The sequence below is a fragment of the Streptomyces sp. HPF1205 genome (assembly GCF_020400825.1).
Lineage (GTDB): Bacteria > Actinomycetota > Actinomycetes > Streptomycetales > Streptomycetaceae > Actinacidiphila.
The window spans coordinates 409,518-436,119 of sequence record NZ_JAINVH010000001.1; the positions used below are offsets into that span (position 1 = coordinate 409,518).

General features: G+C 73.6%; 24 protein-coding genes. 17 read left to right on the top strand and 7 right to left on the bottom strand.

The window, feature by feature from the left end:
* Positions 1–92: 92 nt before the first annotated feature.
* The 3 genes from K7G61_RS01680 to K7G61_RS01690 are packed head-to-tail and all read left to right on the top strand — an operon-like array spanning position 93 to position 2,058.
* Positions 93–1,148: a nitronate monooxygenase gene (locus tag K7G61_RS01680; RefSeq protein ID WP_225844657.1), complete on the top strand. Its 1,056-nt coding sequence runs from the start codon at positions 93–95 to the stop codon at positions 1,146–1,148.
* Entirely contained in the window at positions 1,145–1,318 is a 174-nt protein-coding gene (locus K7G61_RS01685; RefSeq protein ID WP_225844658.1) for a hypothetical protein, read from the top strand. The genes K7G61_RS01680 and K7G61_RS01685 overlap by 4 nt, the downstream gene beginning before the upstream one ends.
* A complete protein-coding gene (locus K7G61_RS01690; protein ID WP_225844659.1) occupies positions 1,315–2,058 on the top strand; it encodes a 16S rRNA (uracil(1498)-N(3))-methyltransferase in 744 nt (247 codons plus the stop codon). The genes K7G61_RS01685 and K7G61_RS01690 overlap by 4 nt, the downstream gene beginning before the upstream one ends.
* A gap of 35 nt (positions 2,059–2,093) precedes the next feature.
* Here K7G61_RS01690 and K7G61_RS01695 read toward each other — a convergent pair whose 3' ends face one another.
* The gene (locus K7G61_RS01695; protein ID WP_225844660.1) at positions 2,094–3,593 is read right to left on the bottom strand and encodes a hypothetical protein; all 1,500 of its coding nucleotides are present in this window, start codon (positions 3,591–3,593) and stop codon (positions 2,094–2,096) included.
* Positions 3,594–3,847: 254 nt separating this feature from the next.
* On the opposite strand from K7G61_RS01695, the gene K7G61_RS01700 reads away from it, so the two are divergent.
* The 4 genes from K7G61_RS01700 (at position 3,848) to K7G61_RS01715 (ending at position 9,067) form a co-directional block, all read left to right on the top strand.
* A complete protein-coding gene (locus K7G61_RS01700; RefSeq protein WP_225844661.1) occupies positions 3,848–4,249 on the top strand; it encodes a hypothetical protein in 402 nt (133 codons plus the stop codon).
* A 109-nt stretch (positions 4,250–4,358) separates the two neighbouring features.
* The gene (locus tag K7G61_RS01705; RefSeq protein WP_225844845.1) at positions 4,359–7,610 is read left to right on the top strand and encodes a S41 family peptidase; all 3,252 of its coding nucleotides are present in this window, start codon (positions 4,359–4,361) and stop codon (positions 7,608–7,610) included.
* A gap of 175 nt (positions 7,611–7,785) precedes the next feature.
* A complete protein-coding gene (locus K7G61_RS01710) occupies positions 7,786–8,142 on the top strand; it encodes a histidine triad nucleotide-binding protein (protein ID WP_225844662.1) in 357 nt (118 codons plus the stop codon).
* A 16-nt stretch (positions 8,143–8,158) separates the two neighbouring features.
* Positions 8,159–9,067, top strand: a complete 909-nt coding sequence (locus tag K7G61_RS01715; protein ID WP_225844663.1) for a ribonuclease Z — start codon at positions 8,159–8,161, stop codon at positions 9,065–9,067.
* Between the two features lie 28 nt (positions 9,068–9,095).
* Here the strand turns inward: K7G61_RS01715 and K7G61_RS01720 are convergent, their stop codons facing one another.
* Positions 9,096–9,881 (bottom strand): HAD family acid phosphatase, encoded by a 786-nt coding sequence (locus K7G61_RS01720; protein ID WP_225844664.1) that lies wholly within the window; start codon positions 9,879–9,881, stop codon positions 9,096–9,098.
* Positions 9,882–10,060: 179 nt separating this feature from the next.
* Entirely contained in the window at positions 10,061–11,434 is a 1,374-nt protein-coding gene (locus K7G61_RS01725) for a 6-phospho-beta-glucosidase (protein WP_225844665.1), read from the bottom strand.
* Between the two features lie 123 nt (positions 11,435–11,557).
* Here K7G61_RS01725 and K7G61_RS01730 point away from each other — a divergent pair, with 123 nt between their 5' ends.
* The 5 genes from K7G61_RS01730 to K7G61_RS01750 all read left to right on the top strand — a co-directional run bounded on the left by K7G61_RS01730 (position 11,558) and on the right by K7G61_RS01750 (position 16,609).
* Positions 11,558–12,664 carry a carbohydrate kinase family protein gene (locus K7G61_RS01730; protein ID WP_225844666.1) on the top strand — a complete coding sequence of 369 codons (1,107 nt, stop codon included), beginning with the start codon at positions 11,558–11,560 and terminating at the stop codon, positions 12,662–12,664.
* A 235-nt stretch (positions 12,665–12,899) separates the two neighbouring features.
* Positions 12,900–13,961 carry a PhoH family protein gene (locus tag K7G61_RS01735; protein ID WP_225844667.1) on the top strand — a complete coding sequence of 354 codons (1,062 nt, stop codon included), beginning with the start codon at positions 12,900–12,902 and terminating at the stop codon, positions 13,959–13,961.
* 12 nt (positions 13,962–13,973) lie between these two features.
* Positions 13,974–14,468, top strand: coding sequence for an rRNA maturation RNase YbeY (gene ybeY, locus K7G61_RS01740; protein ID WP_225844668.1), 495 nt, complete (start codon positions 13,974–13,976; stop codon positions 14,466–14,468).
* 31 nt (positions 14,469–14,499) lie between these two features.
* Positions 14,500–15,855 (top strand): hemolysin family protein, encoded by a 1,356-nt coding sequence (locus K7G61_RS01745; RefSeq protein ID WP_225844669.1) that lies wholly within the window; start codon positions 14,500–14,502, stop codon positions 15,853–15,855.
* 199 nt (positions 15,856–16,054) lie between these two features.
* Positions 16,055–16,609 (top strand): hypothetical protein, encoded by a 555-nt coding sequence (locus K7G61_RS01750; protein WP_225844670.1) that lies wholly within the window; start codon positions 16,055–16,057, stop codon positions 16,607–16,609.
* 131 nt (positions 16,610–16,740) lie between these two features.
* Here K7G61_RS01750 and K7G61_RS01755 read toward each other — a convergent pair whose 3' ends face one another.
* Positions 16,741–16,935 carry a hypothetical protein gene (locus K7G61_RS01755; RefSeq protein WP_225844671.1) on the bottom strand — a complete coding sequence of 65 codons (195 nt, stop codon included), beginning with the start codon at positions 16,933–16,935 and terminating at the stop codon, positions 16,741–16,743.
* Positions 16,936–17,101: 166 nt separating this feature from the next.
* Here K7G61_RS01755 and K7G61_RS01760 point away from each other — a divergent pair, with 166 nt between their 5' ends.
* Positions 17,102–17,479 (top strand): cytidine deaminase, encoded by a 378-nt coding sequence (locus K7G61_RS01760; RefSeq protein ID WP_225844672.1) that lies wholly within the window; start codon positions 17,102–17,104, stop codon positions 17,477–17,479.
* A gap of 39 nt (positions 17,480–17,518) precedes the next feature.
* Here K7G61_RS01760 and K7G61_RS01765 read toward each other — a convergent pair whose 3' ends face one another.
* Positions 17,519–17,857: a P-II family nitrogen regulator gene (locus K7G61_RS01765; protein WP_225844673.1), complete on the bottom strand. Its 339-nt coding sequence runs from the start codon at positions 17,855–17,857 to the stop codon at positions 17,519–17,521.
* Positions 17,854–19,209 (bottom strand): ammonium transporter, encoded by a 1,356-nt coding sequence (locus K7G61_RS01770; RefSeq protein WP_225844674.1) that lies wholly within the window; start codon positions 19,207–19,209, stop codon positions 17,854–17,856. Before K7G61_RS01770 ends, K7G61_RS01765 begins: the two co-directional genes overlap by 4 nt.
* A gap of 289 nt (positions 19,210–19,498) precedes the next feature.
* Here K7G61_RS01770 and era point away from each other — a divergent pair, with 289 nt between their 5' ends.
* Positions 19,499–20,461, top strand: a complete 963-nt coding sequence (gene era / locus K7G61_RS01775; RefSeq protein ID WP_225844675.1) for a GTPase Era — start codon at positions 19,499–19,501, stop codon at positions 20,459–20,461.
* Positions 20,462–20,749: 288 nt separating this feature from the next.
* Here the strand turns inward: era and K7G61_RS01785 are convergent, their stop codons facing one another.
* Positions 20,750–21,547, bottom strand: a complete 798-nt coding sequence (locus K7G61_RS01785; RefSeq protein WP_225844676.1) for a nucleotidyltransferase domain-containing protein — start codon at positions 21,545–21,547, stop codon at positions 20,750–20,752.
* Between the two features lie 242 nt (positions 21,548–21,789).
* Between K7G61_RS01785 and K7G61_RS01790 the strand changes: the two genes are divergently transcribed.
* From K7G61_RS01790 to K7G61_RS01800, 3 genes are all read left to right on the top strand, one after another.
* On the top strand, positions 21,790–24,756 hold the full coding sequence (locus tag K7G61_RS01790) for a hypothetical protein (RefSeq protein WP_225844677.1): 2,967 nt from the start codon (positions 21,790–21,792) through the stop codon (positions 24,754–24,756).
* 177 nt (positions 24,757–24,933) lie between these two features.
* On the top strand, positions 24,934–25,635 hold the full coding sequence (locus K7G61_RS01795) for a GNAT family N-acetyltransferase (protein WP_225844678.1): 702 nt from the start codon (positions 24,934–24,936) through the stop codon (positions 25,633–25,635).
* Positions 25,636–25,937: 302 nt separating this feature from the next.
* Positions 25,938–26,552 (top strand): hypothetical protein, encoded by a 615-nt coding sequence (locus K7G61_RS01800; protein WP_225844679.1) that lies wholly within the window; start codon positions 25,938–25,940, stop codon positions 26,550–26,552.
* Positions 26,553–26,602: the final 50 nt, after the last annotated feature.

Consider the following 26,602-nt stretch of genomic DNA (forward strand, 5'->3'; position numbering starts at 1 on the left):
TGCCGCGGGCGGCTCCCGGGCGGTCCCGCGGCCGGTCCCCCGGCCGCGGGGGTGGCAGGAGCCGCCGGTCGGGGGCGTGGGAGCATGTGGCCATGTCCGCTCTGGAAGACTTCTCGGCGTACCCGATCATCCAGGCGCCGATGGCGGGTGGCGCGTCGAACGCGCAGTTGGCGGCCGCCGTGGGGACGGCGGGCGGCCTCGGATTCCTGGCCGCGGGGTACAAGACACCCGAGGCGATGTACGAGGAGATCCGCCATCTGCGGGACCTGACCTCGCGCCCCTTCGGGGTGAACCTGTTCCTGCCGCAGCCGCCGACGGCGGACCGTTCGGCGCTCGCGGTGTACGCCGAGCAGCTCGCCGGGGAGGCCGCCTGGTACGGCGCCGCGCTGGGCGACCTGGACCGCGACGGCGACGACGCCTATGACGCGAAGGTCGCCATCCTCCTGGAGGACCCCGTCCCCATGGTGAGCTTCACCTTCGGCTGCCCGGACCGGGCCGTGACGGAGGCGTTCCGGAAGGCGGGCACGTACACCGTCGTGACCGTGACCTCCCCGGCGGAGGCGGTGGCCGCCCAGCGGGCGGGGGCGGACGCGCTGTTCGTCCAGGGCGTCGAGGCCGGCGGCCACCAGGGCACGCACCGCGACGACCCCCGGCTCGACCGAGCGGGCTACGGCCTGCTCACGCTCATCGCGCTCGTACGGGAGGCCGTGCCGCTGCCGCTGATCGCCGCGGGCGGCCTGATGCGCGGCGCCCAGATCGCGGCGGCGCTCGCGGCGGGCGCGGACGCCGCCGCGCTGGGCACGGCGTTCCTCGTGACGCCCGAGTCCGGCGCCCACCCCCTGCACAAGCGGGCGGTCGCCGACCCGGTGTTCACGCACACCGAACTGACCCGCGCCTTCACCGGCCGCCCGGCCCGCGGCCTGATCAACCGCTTCCTGCGCGAGCACGGCCCCTACGCGCCGCCCGGCTATCCGCAGGTCCACCACATCACCCAGCCGCTGCGCAAGGCCGCGGCCGACGCGGGCGATCCGCAGTCCATGGCGCTGTGGGCCGGCCAGGGCCACCGGCTGGCCCGCGAGATGTCGGCCGGCGCCCTGGTGGAGACTCTGACCGCCGAGCTGACCGCAGCCCAGGAGGCGGGCGCGTGACCGCCGCCCTGGCGGCGGCCGGAGCGGGCGCCGCCCAGGAGGCCGCCCTGACCGCCGCCCAGCGCGCGGGTACGGGCGCCGCCGCCCAGGAGGCCGGCCCGACGGCCGCCCGCCCCTGTCCCGCCCGCCCGCGCGACACCCCCCTCCGCACCGGACAGGCCCTCGTATGACCGCCCCCGTCTTCCTCGTCGACCCCGCCGACCTGCGCGGCACGCCGTCGCGGCTGACCCTCGGCGGACCGGAGGGGCGGCACGCCGTGTCGGTGCGCAGGCTGCGGCCCGGTGAGGAGATCGTCCTCACCGACGGTGCCGGACGCGGCGCCTACGGGGTGGTGGCCGCGGTGGCGGGCAAGGACACCCTGGAGGTCGAGGTGCGGGAGGTGCGCGAGGAGGCCGCGCCCGCGCTGTCGATCACCGTCGTCCAGGCGCTGCCCAAGGGCGACCGCGGCGAGCTGGCCGTGGAGACCATGACCGAGGCCGGGGTGGACGCGGTGGTGCCCTGGCAGGCCGCCCGCTGCGTCACCCAGTGGCGCGGCGAGCGCGGGCACAAGTCGCTGGCCAAGTGGCGCTCGACGGCCCGCGAGGCGGCCAAGCAGGCCCGCAGGCTGCGCTTCCCGGAGGTCGCCGAGGCGGCGACGACCCGCGAGGTCGCCGCGCTGCTGTCGGCCGCCGACTTCGCCGGCGTGCTCCACGAGGAGGGCGCCGCCCCGCTGGCCCGCGCCGGCCTGCCGGCCGCCGGCTCCCTGGTGCTCGTGGTGGGTCCCGAAGGGGGCGTCGCGCCTGAGGAGCTCGCGGCCTTCGCGGAGGCCGGCGCCCCCGCCTACCGCCTGGGCCCCACCGTGCTGCGCACCTCCACCGCCGGTGTGGCGGCCACCGCTCTCCTCCTGGCCCGCACCGGCCGCTGGGACTGATGCGGCGGGCGGGTCGAAGGGTAAGGGCCAGCGGTTCAGTGGCGGTCCTGCACCGCCGGGTCGGTGAAGCCCACCGCGAAGACGGTCCGCTGTCCCGGCTGCTCGGTCAGGCCCCACAGCTCGTCCACGTGCGTGGTGCCGAGCACCGGCCAGTAGCTCAGCGCCTGCGGGGTGCCCGCCGCCCAGTTGCCGCCGGAGGCACAGGTGGTCGTGGCCCGTGTGTCGCCCACCCAGGTGTGGGAGAAGACGCCGGGCGAGGTCCCGCAGCCCTTGTGGAGGTCGAAGTTGAGGACTCCCGAGCTGTCGGTCCACGTCATGCCGCCCTGCAGGCCGTCGTAGCGGTCCGCGGTCCAGGCGTCCTGGACGACCGACGCGCCGCCGCTCGTGGTGAGCAGCCCCGGCGAGGAGGCCGAGCTCGCCGGGTTGAGCCCGTAGCGCACGATGCGCGCGCCGTTGACGGACCCGTACCACTCGCCGGTGACGAGCTTGTACGGCGTGCCGCCGGTCTTGTCCAGCGACAGCCACGAGAAGCACAGGTGGGCGGGGTCGATCGAGGTGCCGTCGCAACTGGTGGGCGTGCCCGACTGGAAGTAGCGGTGCACCTCCGGCAGGACGTACGGGTAGCCGCAGGCGCTGGAGCGGCCGCCGTGCATGCCGACGGTGGTGACCGAGGAGCCGTAGTCGTCGACCCTGGCCATCTTGTCGAGGTCGAAGACGCGGATGCCGTGCGTGGTGTCGGTGACGTAGAGGTAGTGCGAGTACCAGGCGATGCCGCCGCCGTGGCCGGTGACGAAGTCGAAGTCGGAGGCGCCGGCGCCCGTGCTGGTCGGCTCGACGAGCAGGACGTGCCGGTACTTGCCGGTGTCGCGGTCGATGAACGTCACCTTGACGACGTTCTTGGTCTTGCAGCCCGCGCTCGTCTCGTTCCCCACCAGGGCGTAGTGCCAGCTCACCGCGATCACACGGTCGCCGGAGATCGCGCCGTCCGAGCCGTCCGCGGTGCCGGTCGTGCTCAGGCCCTGCGGGTACCAGTGGGCGGTGGTGTCGTCGGAGTACGCCGACGACCAGCACCAGGCGGTGGACGTCGTCACCGGCGGCAGCGCGCCGGTCTCCGAGCTGCCGGAGCAGCCCCGCATGGACCGCAGTCCCAGCCAGCCGTCGGCCTTCCCGGCCGAGTCCTGGGTGAAGTCGGTGGTGATCACACCGGTCAGGTCGACGTGGTGCGTGAGGTAGGCGGAGTACAGGTTGCCGGTGGCCGCCTCGTAGTCCGTGTCGGTGAGCCGGAACTGGCCCGACGACAGGGTGAGCTGCGTGATGTCGGGCGCGCCGGCCGCGCCCGCCGGGGCGGCGAGCGCGGTGGCCAGTACGGCGCCGAGCGCGGCCACGAGCACCGCGAGCGTCGCGCCGAAGCCCCTGCCGAAGCCCCCGCCCGCCCCCGCGCCGAAGCCCCCGCCGGGCACGGTGCCGGACCCAGCGCCCGGAACCGTGGCCCCGCGCGTCCTGCGGGTGGTGCGTGCCGTACGTGTGCGCCTCACGCCGACCGGTCCCTTCGTCCCCCGGGGGCGAGCCCGTCGGCCCCGGCCTGCCACTGGCGGTCCTGCGGTCTTCCGGCAGGCGACCGTACCCGAATCCCGCGTGCCCGCGACAGGGCGCGGCGCGGGTGACGGACCGTCGGAGCGGGCGTCAACCGCCCGCCCGCGCGGGCTGCTTCGTCCGGGGGCAACCCGTAGGGGACGGTTCGATCGCACGGGGGATGTACGCGGCGGCCGGACGGGGGCAACGTTGGGGGATGGGACGGAACGGGAAACTCTGGGCGGTCGCGGTCCTCCTGGCGGGGGGCGCCGCGGCCGGCGTCACCGCGTGCGATCCGGCGGACGGACTGGCGGCGACCGCCGTGTCCGCCACCACCGACCAACTGGCCACCCAAGCCCTGAAACACGACAAAGTGGACGTGCAGTGGCTGTCCTGCAGCGCCACGCAGGGCAGGACCGAGGACAAGGTCGACTGCCTGGGGCGCACCAAGGACCAGAAGCAGATCTCCGTGAAGGGCTCGGTGACCAAGCAGATGGACGGTGAATGCGTACGGGGCCGGCTGACGGCCACCGTCGGCACCAGAACCGTCTTCGACGTGCGCGGCCTGGGCGAGTGCACGCCCCGGACGTCGGCCGCCCGTACTTCGGCGAAGAGTTGATCCTCGTTAGGGTGGCGGCGTGACGCACCCTTCGCCCAGCCGGCCCTCGCCGCGCGCCCCGCGGCCGGCGCAGCCCTCGTACCTGCGCAACCCGCATCCGCACGGCGACATGATCGCCTTCACGGCGGAGGACGACGTGTGGGTGGCCCCCCTGGACGGCGGGCGCGCCTGGCGGGTCAGCGCGGACAACATGCCGGTCGGCCGCCCGCGGATCTCGCCCGACGGCGAGACGGTGGCCTGGACGTCCACCCGCGACGGCGCCCCCGAGGTGCACGTGGCGCCGCTGGACGGCGGGCCCTCGCAGCGGCTGACGTACTGGGGCAGCCCGCGCACCGCCGTGCGCTGCTGGACCCCGGACGGCGGTCTCGTGGCGATCTCCGCCGAGGGCGAGGCGTCGCCGCGGCGCACGTGGGCCCGGCGGGTGCCGCTGGACGGCGGGCCCGCGGTCAGGCTGCCGTACGGACCGGTGGGCGACGTGGCGTACGGGCCCGGCGGCGCCACGCTGCTGCAGTCGGCGACGATGAGCCGGGAGGCCGCGTACTGGAAGCGGTACCGCGGCGGCACCATGGGCAAGCTCTGGCTGGACCTGTCGGGCGACGGCGAGTTCGAGCGGGTGCACGCCGGGCTGGACGGCAACATCGAGTGCCCCATGTGGGTGGGGGAGCGGATCGCGTTCCTGTCCGATCACGAGGGCGAGGGCGCGCTGTACTCCAGCCTCCCCGACGGCGGCGACCTGCGGCGGCACACCCCCCTCGGGGGCTTCTACGCCCGGCAGGCCGCCACCGACGGCACTCGCGTCGCCTATGTGGCCGCGGGCCGCGTCCACCTGCTCGACGGCCTGGACGGCCCGGCGGATCCCGACACCGCGCCCCCGGTGCTGGAGATCACCCTCGGCGGCCAGCGCACCGACCTGCGGCCGCACCCCGTGCGGGCCGCCGCCCACCTCGGCGAGGCCCGCCCCGACCACACCGGCCGCGGCAGCGCCGTCGAGATCCGCGGCACCACCCACTGGATCACCCACCGCGGCGGCCCGGCGCGGGCCCTGGCCGCCCGGCCGGGGGTGCGCACCCGCCACCCTCGGGTCTTCTCCCAGGGCACGCCGAGCGCGGCCGGATCGCACGCGTCCCTGGACGACCAGTACGTCGTCTGGGTGACCGACGCGGACGGCGACGACGCCCTGGAGGTCGCCCCCGCCACGGGCCTGCCGGCCGGCACCTCGCCGCGGCGGCTCGCCGCGGGCCGGCTCGGCCGCGTCCACGAGATCGAGGTCTCCCCGGACGGCCATCACATCGCGATCGCCTCCCACGACGGCCGGGTGCTGCTGGTGGGCGCCCAGACCGGCGAGGTGCGGGAAGTGGCCGCTGGAGACGCGGGCGACGCCTCGGGGCTGGCCTTCTCCCCGGACTCCGCCTGGCTGGCCTGGTCGCACCCCGGCCCCGGCGCGCTGCGCCAGATCAAGCTCGCGGCGACCGCCGACCTGTCCGTGGTGGACGCCACCCCGCTGCGCTTCACCGACTTCGCGCCCGCCTTCACCGCCGACGGCCGGCACCTGGCGTTCCTGTCCGAGCGCGCGTTCGACCCGGTCTACGACGCCCACGTCTTCGACCTGTCGTTCCCCAACGCCTGCCGCCCCTACCTGATCACCCTGGCGGCGACCACCCCCTCGCCGTTCGGCCCGCAGCGGCACGGCAGGCCGTACGACACCGACGACCACGACCAGGAGGGCGCCGCCGACGACGCGGCCGACTCGCAGCCCGGCGAGGACGGCGAGGACGGGGCGGAGCGGTCCAGGACGCCCGTCACCAAGGTCGACACCGAGGGCCTGGCCGACCGGATCGTGGCCTTCCCCGTCGAGGCGGGCCGCTACTCGGGCCTGCGCGCGGCCAAGGGCGGGCTGCTGTGGCTGCGCCACCCGCTGATCGGCATCCTGGGCGCGGGCCTCGCCGCCCCCGACGCGCGGCCGCCCGGCAGTTCGCTGGTCCGCTACGACCTGGCGCACCTTCGCAGCGAGGAGATCGCCGACGAGGCCGACGACTTCGCGGTCAGCGGCGACGGCGCCAGGGTGCTGATCACCCACGGCGGGTCGCTGCGGGTCGGGCCCGCCGACGGCAAGGCGGACTCGGACGACTCCGACGGCTCGGCCGGCGTCGACCTCAGCCGGATCAGGGTCACCGTCCATCCCGCCGAGGAGTGGCGGCAGATGTACGACGAGGCGCACCGCCTGATGCGGGACAACTTCTGGCGGCCCGACATGGGCGGCGTGGACTGGGACGCGGTCGGCGCCACGTACCGCCCGCTGCTGGACCGGATCGCCACCCACGACGACCTGGTCGACGTGCTGTGGGAGGTGCACGGCGAGCTGCGGACCTCGCACGCCTACGTCTCCCCGCCCGGCAACTGGCGCGACCCGCTGCACCGGCAGGGCCTGCTCGGCGCCGACCTCGCCCGCGACGAGGACGGGACCTGGCGGGTCGCCCGCGTGCTTCCCGGCGAGTCCTCCGACCCGCAGGCACGCTCCCCGCTGGCCGCGCCCGGTGTGGCGGTGCGGGTTGGGGACGCGCTGCTGGCGGTCGACGGCCATCCGGTGGAGGCGGCGACCGGACCCGGTCCGCTGCTCGTCGGGACCGCGGGCAAGCCGGTGGAGCTGACCGTCGCCCCGGCCGGCGGCGGCCCGGTGCGGCACGTGGTCGCCGTCCCGCTCGCCGACGAGGAGGCGCTGCGGTACCACGACTGGGTGGCCGGCCGGCGCGCCCGCGTCCACGAGGCCTCCGGCGGCCGGCTCGGCTACCTCCACGTACCCGACATGGTCGGCAGTGGATGGGCGCAGCTGCATCGCGACCTGCGGGTCGAGGTCGCCCGCGAGGGCCTGATCGTGGACGTCCGGGAGAACCGCGGCGGCCACACCTCCCAGCTCGTCGTGGAGAAGCTGGCCCGGCGCGTCATCGGCTGGGACGTCCCGCGCGGCGGCCGGCCCTCCAGCTACCCCCAGGACGCGCCCCGCGGGCCCGTCGTCGCCGTCGCCGACGAGTTCTCCGGCTCCGACGGCGACATCGTCAACGCTGCCGTGCGCGCCCTGGGCATCGGGCCCGTCGTCGGCACCCGCACCTGGGGCGGCGTCATCGGCATCGACAGCCGCTACGACCTCGTCGACGGCACAGGCGTCACCCAGCCGAAGTACGCCATGTGGCTCGAAGGCCCCGGCTGGGGCGTGGAGAACCATGGCGTCGACCCGGACGTCGAGGTCGTCAGGACCCCCCAGGACTGGGGCCGCGCCCGCGACCCCCAGCTCGACAAGGCCGTCGAACTCGCCCTGGCCGCCCTGGCCGCCGAACCGCCCAAGTCCCCTCCGCCGCTGCCGTGACGGGGGCCGCGACGGCGGCTGTGACGGGGGCCGTTACGGCGGCTGCGGCGGGGCCGGTCGCGGGCGCCGGCGCGCCGGTCCGGGCCCGCCGCGGACCGGTAGCATGCGCGGGAACCGACCCCACCGCACCCGACACCACACCCCACCCGACCCCACTCCACGAGAGGTGAACCCGATGGCGGGAGAGCCGCAGGCCGACTGTCTGTTCTGCAAGATCGTCCAAGGCGAGGTACCGGCGACGGTCGTGCGGGAGACCAGGACGACGGTGGCCTTCCGGGACATCAACCCGCAGGCGCCGACCCACGTGCTGGTGATCCCGCGGGTGCACTACTCCGACGCTCTGTCGCTGGCGAGCGCGGAGCCCGCCGTCGCCGCGGACGTGCTGCGGGAGGCGGGCGAGGTGGCCGCGCAGGAGAAGGTGGACGCGACCGGGTACCGGATCGTCTTCAACACCGGCCCGGGCGCCGGCCAGACCGTCTTCCACGCGCACGCCCACGTCCTGGGCGGCCGCGACCTGCAGCGCCTGGTCTGACGGACCGCCGCCGCCGATGTCCGCGCGTGAACTCGTCGTCCTGGGCACCGCGAGCCAGGTCCCCACGCGGCTGCGCAACCACAACGGCTACGTGCTGCGCTGGGACGGCGAGGGCATCCTGTTCGACCCCGGCGAGGGCAGCCAGCGGCAGATGCTGCACGCCGGGGTCGCCGCGCACGACCTCACCCGCATCTGCGTCACCCATTTCCACGGCGACCACAGCCTGGGCCTGGCCGGCGTCCTGCAGCGGATCAGCCTCGACCGGGTCCCGCACCCCGTCACCGCCCACTACCCGGCCTCCGGCCGGCAGTTCTTCGACCGGCTGCGGTACGCCACCGCGTACCACGAGGCGGCGGACGTGCGCGAGGACCCCGTCACCGAGGACGGCCCGCTCGCCGTCACGCCCGCCTTCACCCTGTCCGCGGTCCGCCTGTCGCACCCCGTCGAGTCCTACGGGTACCGGCTCACCGAACCCGACGGCCACCGCATGCTGCCCGACCGGCTCGCCGCCCGCGGCATCACCGGACCGGACATCGGCCGCCTCCAGCGGGAGGGGACCCTGCGGGGCGTCACCCTTGCCGAGGTCAGCGAGCCGCGTCCCGGGCAGCGGTTCGCGTTCGTCATGGACACCCGCATGTGCCCGGGCGTGGCCGTGCTGGCCGACGGCTGCGACATGCTGGTCATCGAGTCGACGTTCCTCGACGAGGACGCCGACCTGGCCGTCGGGCACGGCCACCTCACCGCGGGCCAGGCCGGCGCCGTCGCCCGCGACGCGGGCGTGCGGCACCTCGTCCTGACCCACTTCTCCCAGCGCTACCCGGACCCGGCCGCCTTCGCGGCCCAGGCCCGGGCGGCCGGCTTCACCGGCGAACTGACGACCGCCCAGGACCTGATGCGCGTTCCGGTGCCGAAGCGGCGCGGGTGAGGCGCGGCTACGGCAGGAAGCGCACCGGCTACGGCAGGAAGTACATCGGGTTGGGCAGCTTGAACGACTTGTCGGCGAAGCCGCCGCTCAGGTCGCTGTACTGGTCGCCGAAGTTGGCGACGATGTCGTAGCCGAGCGACTCGATGTGGGCGCGCGTGCCGGACTTGTACTCGATCGTGGTGCAGGTGGCGCCGCAGGCCAGGTACGCGGGCGGCGCGGCCTTGTTCTTCAGGTAGAGGTGGTCGGCGTCGGCCGGGGCCTTGTAGCCGACGGCGGTGAGGTTGCGTACGGTGTCGGCGCGCTGCGACTCGGGCCGGCCGGTGATCCAGAAGACCGTGTAGCCGTGCGCGGACGCCCAGTTGGCGAGGGTGTCCATGCCGAAGACGGCGGCCATGTCCTTGCTGTCCAGGTACGCCTGGTTGCTGGCCGGGGTGTAGTTGAAGCCCTGCTCCAGCTCGTAGTTGTAGGTCAGCAGGCTGGTGTCGTCCACGTCGAGGACGACGGCCGGCCTGCCGTGCCGGGTGTGCCCCGCCGCGTGCTCCAGGTACGAGGTCGCCTTCCGCTCGATGCCCTCGACCTGTTTGGCGTAGCTGCTGGAAGGGGAGGCGTAGTGCTCGCCCGAGGCGTCCAGCGTGTCGCCGTAGTACGCCTTGATCTGCGTGACCACGTCGGTGAGGTTGGGGATCTCCTTGTCGCTGCGCGGTACGGAGTTGTCGGCGGTGGCGACGCCCACGCCGTAGAAGGCGGCGCCGAGGACGGCCGCCGCGGCGGCGGTCGCGGTCAGGGCGCGGGCGGACAGTCGGGCTCTGGGCATGGCGGTGCCCTGCCTTTCGTTTCGGTGCGTCAGGCTGCTTGCGCGCGTGGGGGAGCGGCCGGGCGGCCGCGCCGGTGCGGCGAACCTAGACCCCGTCAACTGGGCTGGTCAAGGGTCGTCTACGCGCGTGGTCGCCCGTACCGCGGGCCCACCCCGCGCAGTCGGTGTCCACGCGCAGTTCAGCGCACCGCCGGCCAGCCGGAGGCGTCCAGGATCCGGCGCGCCGCCACCGGGGAGTCCACCAGCGGGTGCAGCGCGAGCGCCCGCAGGGCCGCGGCACGCGAGCCCGTCCGGGCCGCCTCGATCGTCGCCCGCTCCACCGCCTTGACGGTCAGCATCAGGCCGGCCTGGTGCTCGTCGGGCGGCGCCACCGGCAGCGGACGGGCCCCGAACGCGCCCACCATGCAGGGCACTTCCACCACGGCGTCCGGGTCGAGCGGCGCGACCGCGCCGCCGCCGGGCACGTTCAGCACCAGCGTGGTCCGCTCGTCGTACGCGATGGCCCGCATCAGCGCCAGCGCCACCCGGTCGTAGCCGCCGCCCTCCAGGTCCTCGGGCGCGCGCTGCCAGCCGCCGCCCGCCTCCCGGTTCGCCGCCATGTACGTCGCCTCGCGCTCCTGGCGCACCCGCAGCCACAGGTCGTACGCGGCCTCGTCCGGCAGCCCGTCGGCCTCGGCGAAGAACCCGCCCTGCTGGCGGTCCAGGAACTCGCCGCGGGTCGCCGCCTGCGCACGCACGGCCTCCAGGGCCTCCCGGCGGAAGTAGTAGTAGTGCAGGTACTCGTTGGGCAGGCTGCCGAGCGCGGCCAGGAACTCGGTACCGAACAGCCGGCCCTCCTCGAAGGAGCCCAGCGCGGCCGGATCGGCCAGGAGCCCGGGCAGCAGCTCGCGGCCCCCGGCGGTCAGCCGGCGCAGCCAGCCCAGATGGTTCAGCCCCACGTAGTCGTACGTCAGCCCGGGCGCGTCCGGGTCCACGCCCGCCGCCCGGGCCGCGCGGCGGACCAGGCCGACCGGGGAGTCGCAGATCCCGATCACCCGCGGCCCCAGCACGCGGGCCATCGCCTCGGTCACCATGCCCGCCGGGTTGGTGAAGTTGATCACCCACGCCTCGGGAGCGACCGCGCGCACCCGCTCGGCCAGCGCCGTCGCCACCGGCAGCGTCCGCAGCCCGTACAGCACCCCGCCCGCGCCCACGGTCTCCTGACCCAGCACCCCTTCCGCGAGCGGGACGCGCTCGTCGCGCACCCGCCCGGCCGTCCCCCCGACCCGCATCGCCGAGAACACGAAGTCGGCCCCGCGCAGCGCCTCGTCCAGCCCCCGCGCCACCATGACGCGCGGCGCCCGCGCCGGGCTCCGCTCCCGCAGCGCCGCGAGGACGCCCGTCACGACCCGCAGCCGCCGTTCGTCCGTGTCGTACAGCACGACCTCGCCGACGCCCTGTCCGCCGGGTCCGCCGGGTCCGCCCGGATCACCGGTTCCACCGGATTCACCGAGCAGGGCTCCGTAGACCAGGGGGACGCGGAACCCTCCGCCTCCGACGATCACCAATCGCATGCCCCCACCTTGTCACCGCCCCGAGCCGGCGGGCGCCGCCGCGCCCGCGGGACCGGCCGGCGGCGGGTGGGCGTGGCACGCGGGACCGCCCCCCAGAGGGGGCGGTCGTCCTACTGTGAACCAATGGACGACCAGCCCGTGCTCGACCCGCTGAGCGCTCTGCGCGCGCCGGGGGACCCGGCGACCGACGTCTACCTGACCGGGACCGTGTTCCTCGACATCATCTTCACCGGCCTGGACCGCGCGCCCGTGCGCGGCACCGAGTCGTGGGCGCGGGGGATGGGCTCCAGCCCCGGGGGCATCGCCAACATGGCGACCGCGCTGGCCCGGCTGGGCCTGCGTACGACGCTCGCGGCCGCGTTCGGCGACGACATGTACGGGGACTACTGCTGGGACAGCCTCAGCGGCGGCGAGGGCATCGACCTGACGCTCTCGCGGCGGGTCCCCGGCTGGCACTCCCCGGTGACCGTGTCGATGGCGTACGAGGACGAGCGCACCATGGTCAGCCACGGCCACCAGGCGCCGCCGCCCGAGGACGCCGTGCCGGCCTGCCCGCCCCCGGCCCGCGCCGCCGTCGCCGCGCTCGGTCACCGCGGGCGGGCGGAGGGCGAGCACGACTGGATCGCCGAGGCCGCCGCCTCGGGCACGCGGATCTTCGCCGACGTCGGCTGGGACGAGACCGGCCGCTGGGACCCGGCCGACCTCGCCGGCCTGCGCCACTGCGCCGCCTTCCTGCCCAACGCGGCCGAGGCCCTGCACTACACGCGCGCCTCCACCGCCCGCGAGGCCGCCCGCAAGCTCGCCGACCTGGTGCCGCTCGTGGTGGTCACCCTCGGCGCGGAGGGGGCCTGCGCGGTGGACTCGGCCACCGGCGAGACCGCCGAGGTGCCCGCCCTGGACGTGGAGACGCTCGACCCGACCGGCGCCGGCGACGTCTTCACGGCCGGTTTCGTCACCGGCAGTCTGGCCGGCTGGCCGCTCACCGACCGGCTGGCCTTCGCCTCCCTGTGCGCGGCGCTGTCCGTCCAGGAGTTCGGCGGCTCGCTGTCCGCGCCCGGCTGGATCGAGATCGCGAACTGGTGGGCGCAGGCCAAGGCGTACGCGGGCGAGGCCCCCGCCGGCCGCGAGGCCGTGATCCGCTTCGGCTTCCTGGAGGACCTGCTGCCGACCGCCACCCGCCCCTGGCCGCTGCGCCGCGCGGTCCCGACCATCGGCTTCCGCTCCGGATGACCCCGGGGGCGGCCCCGGGTCCGCCCGGGTCACTCGTACGGCCGCCGGTCCCGTCCCCCGCCCGTCCCGCGCCGGTCCCCCGCCCCCGACCGCCCGGCCGTCCGCCCGCGGCCCGTTCCCCGTACGAATTCCCCTCGGCTCGCCCCCTCCCGTCGTCGTACCCTTGGAAACCCAAGGCCCCCTCCGGGGGCACCGATCAGCAGAAGGCGGGTTGAGCAGGCCCTAGCGCCGGCCCATGACTCAGACACCGACAAAGCAGCAGCCGCAGCCGCCGCAGGCGCGTGCCCATTTCGTCGTCCCGGCCAAGCACCCCATGGTGACCGTCCTGGGATCGGGAGACGCCCTCCTGCGGGTCATCGAGAAGGCGTTCCCCGCCGTCGACATCCACGTCCGGGGCAACGAGATCAGCGCGGTCGGCGACGCCCCCGACGTGGCGCTGGTGCAGCGGCTCTTCGACGAGATGATGCTGGTGCTGCGCACCGGCCAGCCCATGACGGAGGACGCCGTCGAGCGGTCCATCGCCATGCTGCGGGCCGGCGCGGCGGCGGGCGCCGAGGCCGTCGAGACCCCCGCCCAGGTGCTCACCCAGAACATCCTGTCCTCCCGCGGCCGCACCATCCGCCCGAAGACGCTGAACCAGAAGCGGTACGTGGACGCGATCGACCGGCACACGATCGTGTTCGGCATCGGCCCGGCCGGCACCGGCAAGACGTACCTCGCGATGGCCAAGGCGGTCCAGGCCCTGCAGTCCAAGCAGGTCAACCGGATCATCCTGACCCGCCCCGCGGTGGAGGCCGGCGAGCGCCTCGGCTTCCTGCCCGGCACCCTGTACGAGAAGATCGACCCGTACCTGCGCCCGCTGTACGACGCCCTGCACGACATGGTCGACCCCGACTCCATCCCGCGCCTGATGGCCGCGGGCACCATCGAGGTCGCCCCGCTGGCGTACATGCGGGGCCGGACGCTCAACGACGCCTTCATCATCCTCGACGAGGCGCAGAACACCAGCGCCGAGCAGATGAAGATGTTCCTGACCCGGCTCGGCTTCGACTCCAAGATCGTCGTCACCGGCGACATCACCCAGGTCGACCTGCCCGGCGGGACCAAGAGCGGCCTGCGCCAGGTGCAGGAGATCCTCGACGGCGTGGAGGACGTGCACTTCTCCCGGCTCACCAGCACCGACGTCGTCCGCCATAAGCTGGTCGGACGCATCGTGGACGCCTACGAGCGGTACGACATCGCCGTCAGCGACGGCGCGGACCGCGACGGCGGCCGCCCGAGAACGAGCCGAAAGTAGCCGACCACCCTCATGGCGATCGACGTCAACAACGAGTCCGGCTGGGAAATCGACGAACAGGCGGTGCTGGACGCCGCCCGCTACACCCTCCAGCGCCTGCGCATCCACCCGCTGTCCGAGCTGTCGGTGATCGTGGTGGACGCGCAGGCGATGGAGCAGTTGCACATGCAGTGGATGGACCTGCCCGGGCCCACCGACGTCATGTCCTTCCCGATGGACGAGCTGCGTCCCGGCAAGGAGGACGAGGAGCCCGCCCAGGGGCTGCTCGGCGACATCGTGCTGTGTCCGGAAGTGGCGAAGAAGCAGGGCGAGGAGGCGCCGACCCGGCACTCCATGGACGAGGAGCTGCAGCTCCTGACCGTCCACGGCGTCCTGCACCTGCTCGGCTACGACCACGAGGAAGCCGACGAGAAGGCCGAGATGTTCGGTCTGCAGAAGGCCATCCTGGACGACTGGCGCACCGAGCGCGGCCTGCTGGGGCCCTCTCCCGCCCCCACCACCCACTGACGGCGGCGGCAAGGCAGGGAAAGACCCGCTCATGATCGTCTCCGCCGTCCTGCTGGTGATCGTCGCGTGGCTGGCCGCCTGCGCCGAGGCCGGCATCGCCCGCGTGTCCCGGTTCCGCGCCGAGGACGCGCTGCGCTCCGGCCGCCGCGGCGCCGCCAACCTGCTCGCGGTCACCTCCGACCCCACCCGCTACCTCAACGTGGCCCTGCTGGTGCGGGTCGGCTGCGAGACGGCCGCGGCCGTCCTGATCACCGTGGTGTGCGACCGCAACTTCGGCAGCACCGCGGAGGTGCTGGCCGTCGCCATCGGCGTCATGGTCCTGGTGTCGTACGTGGCCGTCGGCGTCTCCCCGCGCACCATCGGCCGCCAGCACCCGATGAACACCGCGACGGCCGCCTCGTACGTCCTGCTGCCGCTGGCCCGGGTGATGGGTCCGGTGCCCGGCCTGCTGATCCTGCTCGGCAACGCCCTGACCCCGGGGCGCGGTTTCAAGCGCGGCCCGTTCGCGAGCGAGGCCGAACTGCGGGCGATGGTCGACCTGGCCGAGTCCGAGTCGCTGATCGAGGACGAGGAGCGCCGCATGGTGCACTCGGTGTTCGAGCTCGGCGACACCCTGGTGCGCGAGGTGATGGTGCCCCGTACCGACCTGGTGATGATCGAGCGGTTCAAGACCGTCCGGCAGGGCATGACCCTCGCCCTGCGCAGCGGCTTCTCCCGCATCCCGGTCACCGGGGAGAGCGAGGACGACGTGGTCGGCTTCGTCTACCTCAAGGACCTTGCCCGCCGTGTTCACATCAACCGCGACGCGGAGTCCGACCCGGTCTCCTCGGTGATGCGCCCGGCGGCCTTCGTACCCGACACCAAGAACGCCGGCGACCTGCTGCGCGAGATGCAGCGCGACCGCAACCATGTCGCGGTCGTCGTGGACGAGTACGGCGGCACGGCCGGCATCGTCACCATCGAGGACATCCTGGAGGAGATCGTCGGCGAGATCACCGACGAGTACGACCGGGAGACCCCTCCCGTGGCAGCACTCGGCGACGACCGCTACCGCGTGACCGCGCGCCTGGACATCGGCGACCTCGGCGAGCTGTACGGGGTGCTGCTGGACGACGACGACGTCGAGACCGTCGGCGGCCTGCTGGCCAAGGCGCTGGGCCGGGTTCCGATCCCGGGTGCCACCGCGACCGTCCCGCTGCCCGAGGACGGCGCCGCGACCGGCCGGCGTCCCACCGCCCTGCGGCTGACCGCCGAGACCCAGGCGGGCCGCCGCAACCGGATCGGTACGGTGCTGGTCGAGCCCGTGCAGGAGGCCGCCGACGGCGGCGGCGCGGAGGCACTGGACGCGGCCGGCGGGACCTCGGGCCCGCCCCCGGCGGAGCACTGACCGGGGGCCCGGGCGGGGGTGCGGCCGGGTCGCGGCGCAGACGCGGCGAGCGGCCCGGGCCGGGGCACCGACGGTGGCGGGCCGGGGCTGGTCCGTACGGCTGACGCCGGGCGGCCGGCGGGCGTGTGCCGGGCCGTGACCGGCGGCGCGCGGCGACAGTGGTCCGGTTCCGGTCCCCTCGACACCTCCCGGAGTCCTCATGAACCGCACTGTCACGGCGGCCGTGTGCGCGGTGGCCGCCCTGCTGGTCCCCGTGGTGAGCGGGTGCGGCGGCGGCTCGTCGTCCGGTGGCCCGGCCGCGACATCGGGCCCGAGCCCGAGCCCGGGCCCAGCCTCGCCGTCCGGCGACTCCGCGTCCCCCGCCGCGTCGAGCACGCCCGTCGCCGCCACCCAGGCGATCGTCATGACCCACCCGGCGGGAAGGCTCGGCACGATCCTGACCGACGGCAAGGGGCGGACGCTCTACCTGTTCGCCGCCGACACCTCGGACACGTCGACCTGTACGGGAGCCTGCGCCGCCATCTGGCCGCCACTGGTCACGGCCGGGAACGCCAAGGCGGGCAGCGGCGTCAAGGCGGGCCTTCTCGGCACCACCAAGCGGTCGGGCGGCGTCACACAGGTCACGTACAACAAGCACCCGCTGTATCTCTTCAGCAGCGACATCAACCCCGGTGACACCAATGGCCAGGGCGTGAACCAGTTCGGCGCCTTGTGGTGGGTGCTGAACCCGGCCGGCGACAAGGTCACCCGCTGAGCGGGCCGTCCGCCGCCTAGGGTGCGCCCGGCGTCACCTCGCCGCCTTGGCCGCGAGGAACTCCCGGGCGTGGCGGTCTCCCGTGGGCCGGATCGGGGCGGACCGGGGCGGACCGCGCCCGGACCGCGCCGCTAGAAGCCGATGTGGCCGATCATGCCGACCAGGTTGGCGCCCGCCGACTGGATGGAGCCGGCGAAGCTGGTATCGGCGAGGTAGAAGCCGAAGGCGCCGCAGGCCAGCGCGTGGCTCGACTTCATCTCGCACTTGCGGCAGAGGAAGAACGCGACAAGCGCGAGGAAGCACACGATGGGTATGTGGAGAAGCATGACGAACCACCTCTGATGCGGACGTTTGCTTCGAACAGGCTAGGCGAGGGTAGCGCTGTGCGCATGTCGTGCTACGAAGGGTGATCGACGCCGGGTGCGCTGAGAAGCCCCCGCACGGGCCGGGTGCCCTGTGGACAACTCACGGTGACCGGCCGGGCGACGCCCTATGATCACGGGTATGAGTCAACCGTCCCGGCCCGCGGCCGAACTGGACCCCGAGGACCGCAAGCTCGTCACCCTGGCCAAGTCGGCCCGCGCACGCAACGGCGTGCCCGAGGGCGCCGCCGTGCGCGACGAGACCGGCCGTACGTATGTCGCGGGCAGCGTCACCCTGGAGTCCCTGCGGCTGACCGCTCTGCAGACCGCCGTGGCCATGGCGGTGGCCAGCGGGGCCGCCTCCCTGGAGGCGGCCGTGGTCGTCACCTCCGCGACGGCGCCGGCCGACGAGGACCGCGCGGCCGTCCGGGACCTGGGCGGCCCGGACACCCCGCTCATACTCGCCGGCCCGGACGGCGAGGTCACGGCGACGGTCACCGCGGGCTGAGCGGCTGCAAAGGGGCTCAGAAGGGGGCTCGGAAAGGGCTCAGACGGCGTCCGGCCCGCGCTCGCCCGTCCTGACCCGTACCGCCGTGTCCACCGGGACCGCCCACACCTTGCCGTCGCCGATCTTGCCGGTCCTGGCCGCGGCCACCAGCGCGTCGATCACCGGGTCGGCGTCCGCGTCCTCGACCAGGACCTCGATCCGCACCTTCGGCACCAGGTCGACCCGGTACTCGGCGCCCCGGTAGACCTCGGTGTGCCCGCGCTGCCGCCCGTAACCGCTGGCCTCGGTCACGGTGAGCCCCTGCACGCCCAGCTCCTGCAGCGCGGTCTTCACGTCGTCGAGCTTGTACGGCTTGACGACCGCGGTGATCAGCTTCATCCCAGGGGGCTCCTGTCGGTCACGTGCGAGGCGGGCGGCACGGGCGGCTCCGACGGGCGCACGGCGTGCGCGCCGGCGTACGGAGTGCCGTGCGTGAGTACGCCGTGATCGTAGGCGGTCTCGGCGTGCACGGTCAGGTCCAGCCCGGTGCGTTCCTGCTCCTCGCTCGCCCGGAAGCCGATCAGCCGGTCGATGCCCTTGCCGATCGCGTACGTGACGGTGAAGGCGTACGCCCCGACGGCGGCCACCGCCACCGCCTGCTTGCCCAGCTGACCCAGCCCGCCCCCGTACAGCAGTCCCTTCGGGCCGCCGGTCATGCTCGCGGTGGCCAGCAGCCCGATCAGCAGCGTGCCGGCGATCCCGCCCATCAGGTGCACGCCCACCACGTCCAGCGAGTCGTCCACGCCCCAGCGGAACTTCCAGCTCACCGCGTACGAGCACAGCACACCGGCGGCAAGTCCCACGACCACCGCGCCGAGCAGGTCCACGCTGCCGCACGACGGCGTGATCGCCACCAGGCCGGCCACGGAACCGGAGGCGGCGCCGAGCGTGGTGGCGTGCCCGTCCCGCCGCTTCTCCACCGCCAGCCAGCCCAGCAGGCCCGCGCAGCCGGCGGCCTGGGTGTTGAGGAAGGCGGCCGCCGCCAGTCCGTTGGCGCCCAGCGCGGACCCGGCGTTGAAGCCGAACCAGCCGAACCACAGCAGCCCGGCGCCCAGCAGCACCAGGGGCAGGTTGTGCGGCCGCATCGCGTCCCGGCCGAAGCCCAGCCGCGGTCCGAGCACCATCGCCAGCGCCAGCCCCGACGCCCCCGAGCACACCTCGACCACCGTGCCCCCCGCGAAGTCCAGCGCGTGCAGCTTGGCCACGATCCAGCCGCCCGAGCCGAACACCCAGTGCGCCACCGGGGCGTATACGGCCAGCGTCCACACGAGGACGAACACCACCCACGCGCCGAACCGCGCCCGGTCGGCCACCGCGCCGCTGATCAGCGCGGCCGTGATGATCGCGAAGGTGAGCTGGAAGGAGGCGAACAGCAGCGTGGGCACGTGCCCGGTGACCGATGTGGGCCCGACGCCGTGCATCCCGAGGTGCTTCAGGTCGCCGATCAGGCCGATGCCGCCCGCGTCCGTGCCGAACGCGAGCGTGTATCCGGCGACCAGCCACACCACCGTGACCAGTGCGATCGACACGAAGCTCATCATGAGCATGTTGAGCACGCTCTTGCTGCGGACCATGCCGCCGTAGAAGAGGGCCAGGCCCGGCGTCATCAGCAGGACGAGCGCGGTGGCGGCCAGCAGCCAGGCGGTGTCGGCCGGATTCGCGGCAGGGGTGCCGGCGGATGAGAGCAGCACTGGGGGTTCCCTTCGGGTCGGCGGCCAGCATCGAGGGTCACCGGCTCGCGTTTCCGGACGTGGGCGGGCGTGTTTCCGGCGTGTTTCGTGTTGCGGGGGCGTTTCCGGCGGCTCACACGGCGTTCACGCGCCCGGTGCTCCGGTGGCAGCCCGTGCGGCGGTCCGTACCGCAACCCGTGCGGCGGTCCGTACGGCATTCCGCATGGCATTCCGTGCGGCCGGGTCGAGCGGGGCAGGCGGGGGCGGGCGGTCGTACCGGCGTGCTCGTCCGCCCCCGTCATCGGGGAGAATGAACGCCATGAGCGCTCGTACCCCCTCCGCCGGCACGTCCGCCGGGACCGCGCACCGGTCCGGTTTCGCCTGTTTCGTCGGGCGGCCCAACGCCGGCAAGTCCACCCTGACGAACGCTCTGGTCGGGCAGAAGGTGGCGATCACCTCCAACCGGCCGCAGACGACCCGGCACACCGTGCGCGGCATCGTCCACCGCCCCGACGCGCAGCTCGTCCTCGTCGACACCCCCGGCCTGCACAAACCGCGCACCCTGCTGGGCGAGCGGCTCAACGACGTGGTCCGCACCACCTGGGCCGAGGTCGACGTGATCGGCTTCTGCCTGCCCGCCGACCAGAAGCTCGGCCCGGGCGACACGTACATCGCCCGCGAACTCGCCGCGATCAAGAAGACGCCGAAGGTGGCGATCGTCACCAAGACCGACCTGGTGGACTCCCAGCAGCTCGCCCGGCAGCTCATGGCCGTCGACAGGCTCGGGCGGGACCTGGACATGGAGTGGGCCGAGATCGTGCCGGTGTCGGCGGTCGGCGGGGACCAGGTCGCGCTGCTGGCCGACCTGCTCGTTCCCCTGCTGCCGGAGGGACCGCAGCTCTACGCCGAGGGCGACCTCACCGACGAGCCCGAACAGGTCATGGTCGCCGAACTGATCCGCGAGGCCGCCCTGGAAGGCGTACGCGACGAACTGCCGCACTCCATCGCGGTGGTCGTCGAGGAGATGATCCCGCGCGAGGGGCGCCCCGCCGACCGGCCGCTGCTCGACGTCCACGCCAACATCTACATCGAGCGGCCCAGCCAGAAGGGCATCGTGATCGGCCCCAAGGGCGCCCGGCTGAAGGAGGTCGGAACCAGGTCCCGGCACCAGATCGAGGCGCTGCTGGGCACACCGGTGTTCCTCGACCTGCACGTGAAGGTGGCGAAGGACTGGCAGCGGGACCCCAAGCAGCTTCGCAAGCTCGGGTTCTGAGCGGTCGGCCGTAGGGGCCGGAGGGGGTCAGCGGGCGCGGCGGCAGGGGTGCGGCCGTCCCGCCCAAAGCGCCTCCAGCAGCCGCCGGTCGCCCGGCCCGGGCGCCACCGGATCGCCGGACCGCGCGGCGGCCGCCTCCCCGGCTTCCGCGGCTTCCCCGGCCTCCGCGCGAACCATGCCGTCAGTCCGACCCGCAGCGGGTCGAGCGGCCCCAGCACCCTGACCGTCCCCGACGTGCGCAGCCGCGTGCGGCGCCGGGCCACGGTCCGGTCCGAGAGTGCGCGATCTCTAGTGGGTGCCGTTGTCGCTTGCCGGCCGATGCTTTCCGTCTCCGGGGGAAGGGAGTGTCAAGATCTGCTCGATCGCGGGCTTGAGAAAGGTGAGCGCGAGCTCGGCTCGGCGGGCGGTCCATTGCTCCGTGGCTCGACTGCGGTCCCCGTAGCGGCGCTGCCTGATATCGTCCACGACCTCCCGCGGAGCTCCCATTTCGGTGAGGACGTCGAGAGCCTCGGCCTTGGTGATCAGCTTGCCGTCCCGCAACGTCACCGTTGCTCTGGCCAGAGTCAGCATGCCGAGGTCGACCCAGATGTCGCGGGTCCAACGCTCGGGGTGGTCGAGGGACGGTCGCCAGAAGCTTGCCAGGTCGCTGATGACGAAGTCAGCGACCTGTGCGTCGGTTACCGGTGGCAGGAGTGCTGCTGGCGGTTCGCCGTATAGGACGAGCCCGAAGTCGTGCAGTTCACGCCTGGTGACCGGTGTGACTGCCCGGTGCATGAGTTCCTCGTGGGCCCAGGTGAGGTGCGAGCGTGCTGGATCATCCAGCTCCGTGACTGTGGGATAGCTGCAATGCAGCTTCGACGCGAGGGGGATGGCACTCCCCAGGCTCTCGTGTACTTCCCCGAGCCGTTGTTCCTCCGGTGCTGTGCATGGTCGGTCGAGCACGGCGATCAGGTCGAGGTCGCTGCGGCCCGGCTGGTAGTCGCCTCCGGCGAGTGACCCGTGCGCCCACACCGAAACCAGAGGCAGGACTGGCCGGATGACGCTGACGAAGTGGTCGAGGAGCCGGCCGGTGGCTTCATCTGTCATATGGGCAGTCTGTATCACACGGTAGGGACGGTGGTCGCGAAACTGTTTGGTGGACCGGTCGCCGGGCATGGCGCGCCGGCTGCGGGACCGGCGGCCCGTCCGGGGCGCGGAGCGGCCCGCGTCCCCGCGGCGCCCCGCGCCCCAACTCCCGCCTTTTTCTTGGGTGATATCCCTGACGTTCCCGACATGGCCACCTATCGTGGAACGCGACGAACGGCACGAAATGGCCGCCAGGAGGGTGTATGTCCGGGCCCACTCCGCCCCCGCCCGAGAGCGGGAGCAGCGACTCCCCCGCCTCCGCGGACGGCGCCGCGTCATCGGTGGCCGACGCGCTCTCCCGGGTGGCCGAGGGCCTGGCCGGCGAACCGGTCCTGCTGGCCGGATTCGGGGCGATGCTCCTCGTCGAGGTGGCGGGCGTGGCACTCGGCGGGACGTTCCTACTCGTCGCGTCACTGATCCTCGGCGGCTACACCGTCTCGCTCGTCACCTATCTGCTCCTGCGGCGCTCCGGCGCGGCGGACCCGGCCGATCCGGCGGACCCTCCCTCGATCGACGTCAAGGCATTAGGGGTCGTCCGGGCGCTGATCGCAAACATGGGGGGCCGCATCAAGGCGGTGCTCAGGTTCTCCTGGGACGTCAAGATCATCGACTACCGCGTTCCCCCCACGCCCGCGGCGCCGGTGGACACACCCGCGGCACTTGTGCGGACGCCCGCGGCATCAGCGGACGCACCCGCGGCACCGGTGGGATCGCAACGGCCGCCGTCCGTGAGCGACCCGCGCCCACCCGCCTCCCGCGCGCCGTACACCCCGTCACTGGCGCGTGCCAGGGACCGCGTGCTGGAGGCCGCGCGGGGCGGGAACGGCGGACGCGGTGTGCGGTGGGAAGTCGTCGCCGACAGCGGCTGCGGCAAGACGCTGCTGCTCGAAGAGGTGGCCTCCGCGCTGAAGCAGGACGGCATGCTCGTCCTGTTCATCACCGCCACCGCCCCGCAGTACGGAACGGACGGGGCCCTGGGCGCGGCCGAGCGGGAGATGGCCGACTATGCCGCCTGCCGCCGGCTCGTCGACGCGCTGGCCACGGACGTGCACCGGGCGTACGCCCCCGAAGCGGGCGAGGAGCCGCTGCTGGACGCGACCGCGGGCCTGGCCCTGGAGACCGAGCTCTTGAACGCGCGTGACACACGACCGGAGTTCAACCTCCACCTCGGGGTCGAGCACTCCCGCCACGTGCACATCGGCATCCACGGAACCATGGCTCCCTCCTGGCTCCTTGAGATGCTGCGCCGGGTGACAGGCGCCCTCGACCGTGTCTCCAGGACCCGCCCGACGGCCCTGCTCGTGGACGACACGCACGCCGTGGCCGGAACGGCGGCGGGGACCTGGCTGGCGGGCATGCTGCAGGACCTGCCCGCCGCCATGGTCGTGCATGCCGGGCGGCCGGCGTCCGCCGCCGCGCGCCCACCGGGCGTGCGGCGGATCAGGCTGGACCTGCTGCCGGCCGAGGAGACCATCGGATTCGTACGGGACCGGCTCGCGGCAGTCGGCTGGCCGCGGGCCGCGGCCACTGAGGCGGCCGGCGAGATCGCCGCGCTCACCCGGGGCCACCCGATCGGAATGGCCACCTGCGCGAGGATCGTCTGCGACTCGCTGCCGGCGGGCACGCCCGCGGAGGAGGTCCGCTCCATGCTGCTCGGCGGGGCCCAGTACTGGGACGACCACGCCTTCGAAGCCGTACGCACCTACGTCGACAGCACCGCGGCGGTCATGGTCGGCCGCCCGGTCGCCCTCTTCGACCTGCTCGTGGTCCTGCGCCGCTGCACCGCCAAGATCCTCGTGGCGGTCCTCGGCGAGCGCGAGGGAGTCACCGAGGAGCAGGCGTGCCGCCTCTACGACTGGCTGTCCGGCTGCGCGTTCGTCACGCCCTTCGACGACGACGTCAGCGAGGGCTGGCGGCTGCACGACTATCTGCGGGAGAACCTCGACCGCGGCTTCCGGGGCGACCGCCCCACCGAGTACGCCCGCCTGCACGCCGCGGTGGAGCGCCACTACCGGGCCCGGATGAACTTCGACGAGGACCGGGCCGAGCTCGGGGAACAGCCCGCCCACGCGGCCGGGGCGCGCTACGAGAGCCCGGACTGGCAGCGCGACTCCCAGGAATGGCTGTACCACGTGGGGCAACTGCCCCGCGAGGACGCCGCTGCCGGTGAGCGGGCGATGATCCGGCTGTTCCTGGAGGCGTTCTACTGGTGGGACACCGAGGTGCCCTCCAGCTACTGCGACCAGCTCATCGCCGCCTACCGGGCACTGCCCGGCGGGAGCGGCCTGTGGTGGGTGCCGTGGCTGGACAAGTTGCGAACCGGCTACGTCTCCGGACGCGCCAACCAGGTGCCGGGCCGGGACCGGGAGCGCTGGGAGCAGGCCGGGGAGGCACTCAACGCCCTGTGGACGCACCTGCGCCTGCGGCGCGGGCACATACCGGCCGACCCCGACCTGCGGCGCATCTACATCATCCACTGCCAACTGCGCGGCGACGTCACATGGTTCGGCAGCGACGGCACCGAGGCGGACCGGGAGCGCGCCGCCGCCTGGTTCCGGGCGAGCGGCGAGGCGTGCACCGAGGAGGAGGAACGGTGGATCGGCAACTGGGCGGCCTGGCAGGTGGGCGACCTGTGGGCCACCACCGATCCGGCCCGCGCCCGTGCCCTCCTCGACGGCCTCGAAGAGATCGTCGTCGAGGAGGAGGACTACGAGCTGCCGGTGTGGCTCGCCGGGACCTTCGCCGACATCGCCTGTGCCGAGAACGACCCGAGGCGGGCCTTCGACGCCCACCTGCGCGCCGTGCTGCACGCCTTCGTCTACCACGTCCGCCAGGAGACCGACGAGCAGTACCCCAACCGGTACACCGCCTCGCTCTACACAAGCGTCCTGACCGCTCTGGAACGACAGGCACGGGCGACCGTCGACGCCGGTCTCCCCGAGGAGGTCGCCGCCGCGAAGGCCAGGGGCCGGGCCTTCTTCGCCCCGTACTGGCGGCACATCGGCCAGGACCCGGGAGACACCTTCGGTCAGCCGTCCCCACCGGCCGAAGCGGACCTGGGTACCCGTCTGACGGCGTTCTTCGAACGGGCGGACTGGATGCTGCGCCACATGGCCGATGAGCTGGAGAGGTCCGTCGAGGACCCGGTACCCGATCCGCCCGCGCCCTGAACCCGCGGCCGGAGGTGGGCAATCCCGCCCGCAGGAAGGTCCGGTCTGCCACCCTGGTCAGCAGCGCCCGGGCCGTGGCCGACCAGGTACGCACACCGGCACGGTGACCGGCCCGGTGACCGGCACGGACCACACACGACCGGCGTCGTCGACCCGGCGCCGAGAAGGGCGGCCCCCATGCGGCTCGTCGACATCGGCTTGGACAGCCCTCTGCTGGAGACGGTCTACGAGGACCTGCTCGTGCCCCATTTCCCGGCCGAGGAGATGGTCACCCCCGCCGAGCTTCGTGCCGGGCTGGAGGCGGGGCTGCTGTGGATCTCCGCCGCCGTCACGGAGGGCCGGCCGGTGGGGGCCGCCGTCGCCGAGTGGTCCCCGCACAGCCGGGTGCTGCTGCTGGCCTACATGGCGGTGCGCTCGCAGGCGCGCTCCTCGGGCATCGGCGGCGCCCTCATGGCCGGGATCCACGGCGACTGGCAGGACCGGGTCCGCCCGCTGCTCACCCTCGCCGAGATCGAGCACCCGGCCGCCCACGCCCCGCACCCCGAGCACGGTGATCCGAGCGCCCGGATGCGCTTCTACGCCCGGCACGGCGCCCGCGCCCTGGACATTCCCTACTTCCAGCCCGCCCTGCGGCCCGGCGCCGCCCGGGTGCCGGGCATGGTGCTGGCCGTGCTCGCCACCGCCCCGGAACTGGCGGACGCCCAGGTGGTGCCCGCCGAGCCCGTGCGGGACTTCATGACCGAGTACTTCGAGCAGACCGAGGGCGGCGTGCCCGAGGATCCCGCGACCGCCGCCATGTTCGCCGCGATGCCCCCCGGCGGTATCCGGCTGCTGCCCGTCGACGACCCCGCGGCGCTGCCCTGCACCTCGCTCGTGTGACCCCCGTAACGGTTCCGGCGGCCGCTGCGAAACTGATACAACGTCACGGAACGCCACGCGCAAGGTAACGAATTGACGTCGGCATTGCGCAACAGATGCACCGTCATGAATCCCCTGGAGCGCTCACGGTGAAGTTTTCACCACTGGCACCACGAGTTTCACGCGCGGCGCTACGGAACGGTGATAGTTGTTACGTATCTTCTGCCCGGTCTTTTCCCGGGCGGTACGAACAACCCGCGATTGCCGCTACTCTCGGCGTCCGACGTTCGCGTCACGACGCCGAGAGACGGAGCACAGACGCCATGAGCAACGACGTACCGCCCCCGCACCAGCCGCCGAACCAGCCCCCCGGCGAGCAGCCGTACGCGAACCCCTACGGGCAGGCCGCGTACGGGCAGCCGCAGCAGCCCGCCGGCGCCCCCGCCGCCCGGGCCCCGTTCGACCCGAGTTCGGTGAACCGCCTGGACTGGGCGATCCTCGCCATCGGACTGCTGGTGTTCGTCTTCTCCTTCTTCGACTACTACTCGTGGGACTTCGGCAAGGTACTCGGCATCAACGTCGGAAGCGTGAGCTGGAGTGCCTGGCATTTCTCCCACGGGCTGTTCATCGCCTGGTTCGCGATGGTGTTCTCCGTCGTCGCGGCCGTGATCCTCGCCGTCGAACTCTTCGTTCCGACCGTGAACCTGCCCAAGCCGGGCCGCGTTCTGACGTTCGACGCCTTTGCCGTGAGTTTCGTGCTCTACCTCATCGCCATCTTCGCCCACTCGGATTTCGGTCCGGCCGGCGGCCACGCGTTCAGCTTCTGGTTCAGCCTGGTGCTGTCCGCCGTGGGCACGCTCACGGCGCTGGTGCGGGCGCAGCAGACGGGCACGGCGCTGCCCGGCCCGGTCGCCAACCTCCCGCGCATCGGCGGCTGATCGCCCGGCCCGCGGTGGGGCGGCCCCGGCCCGGGGCCGCCCCACCGCCG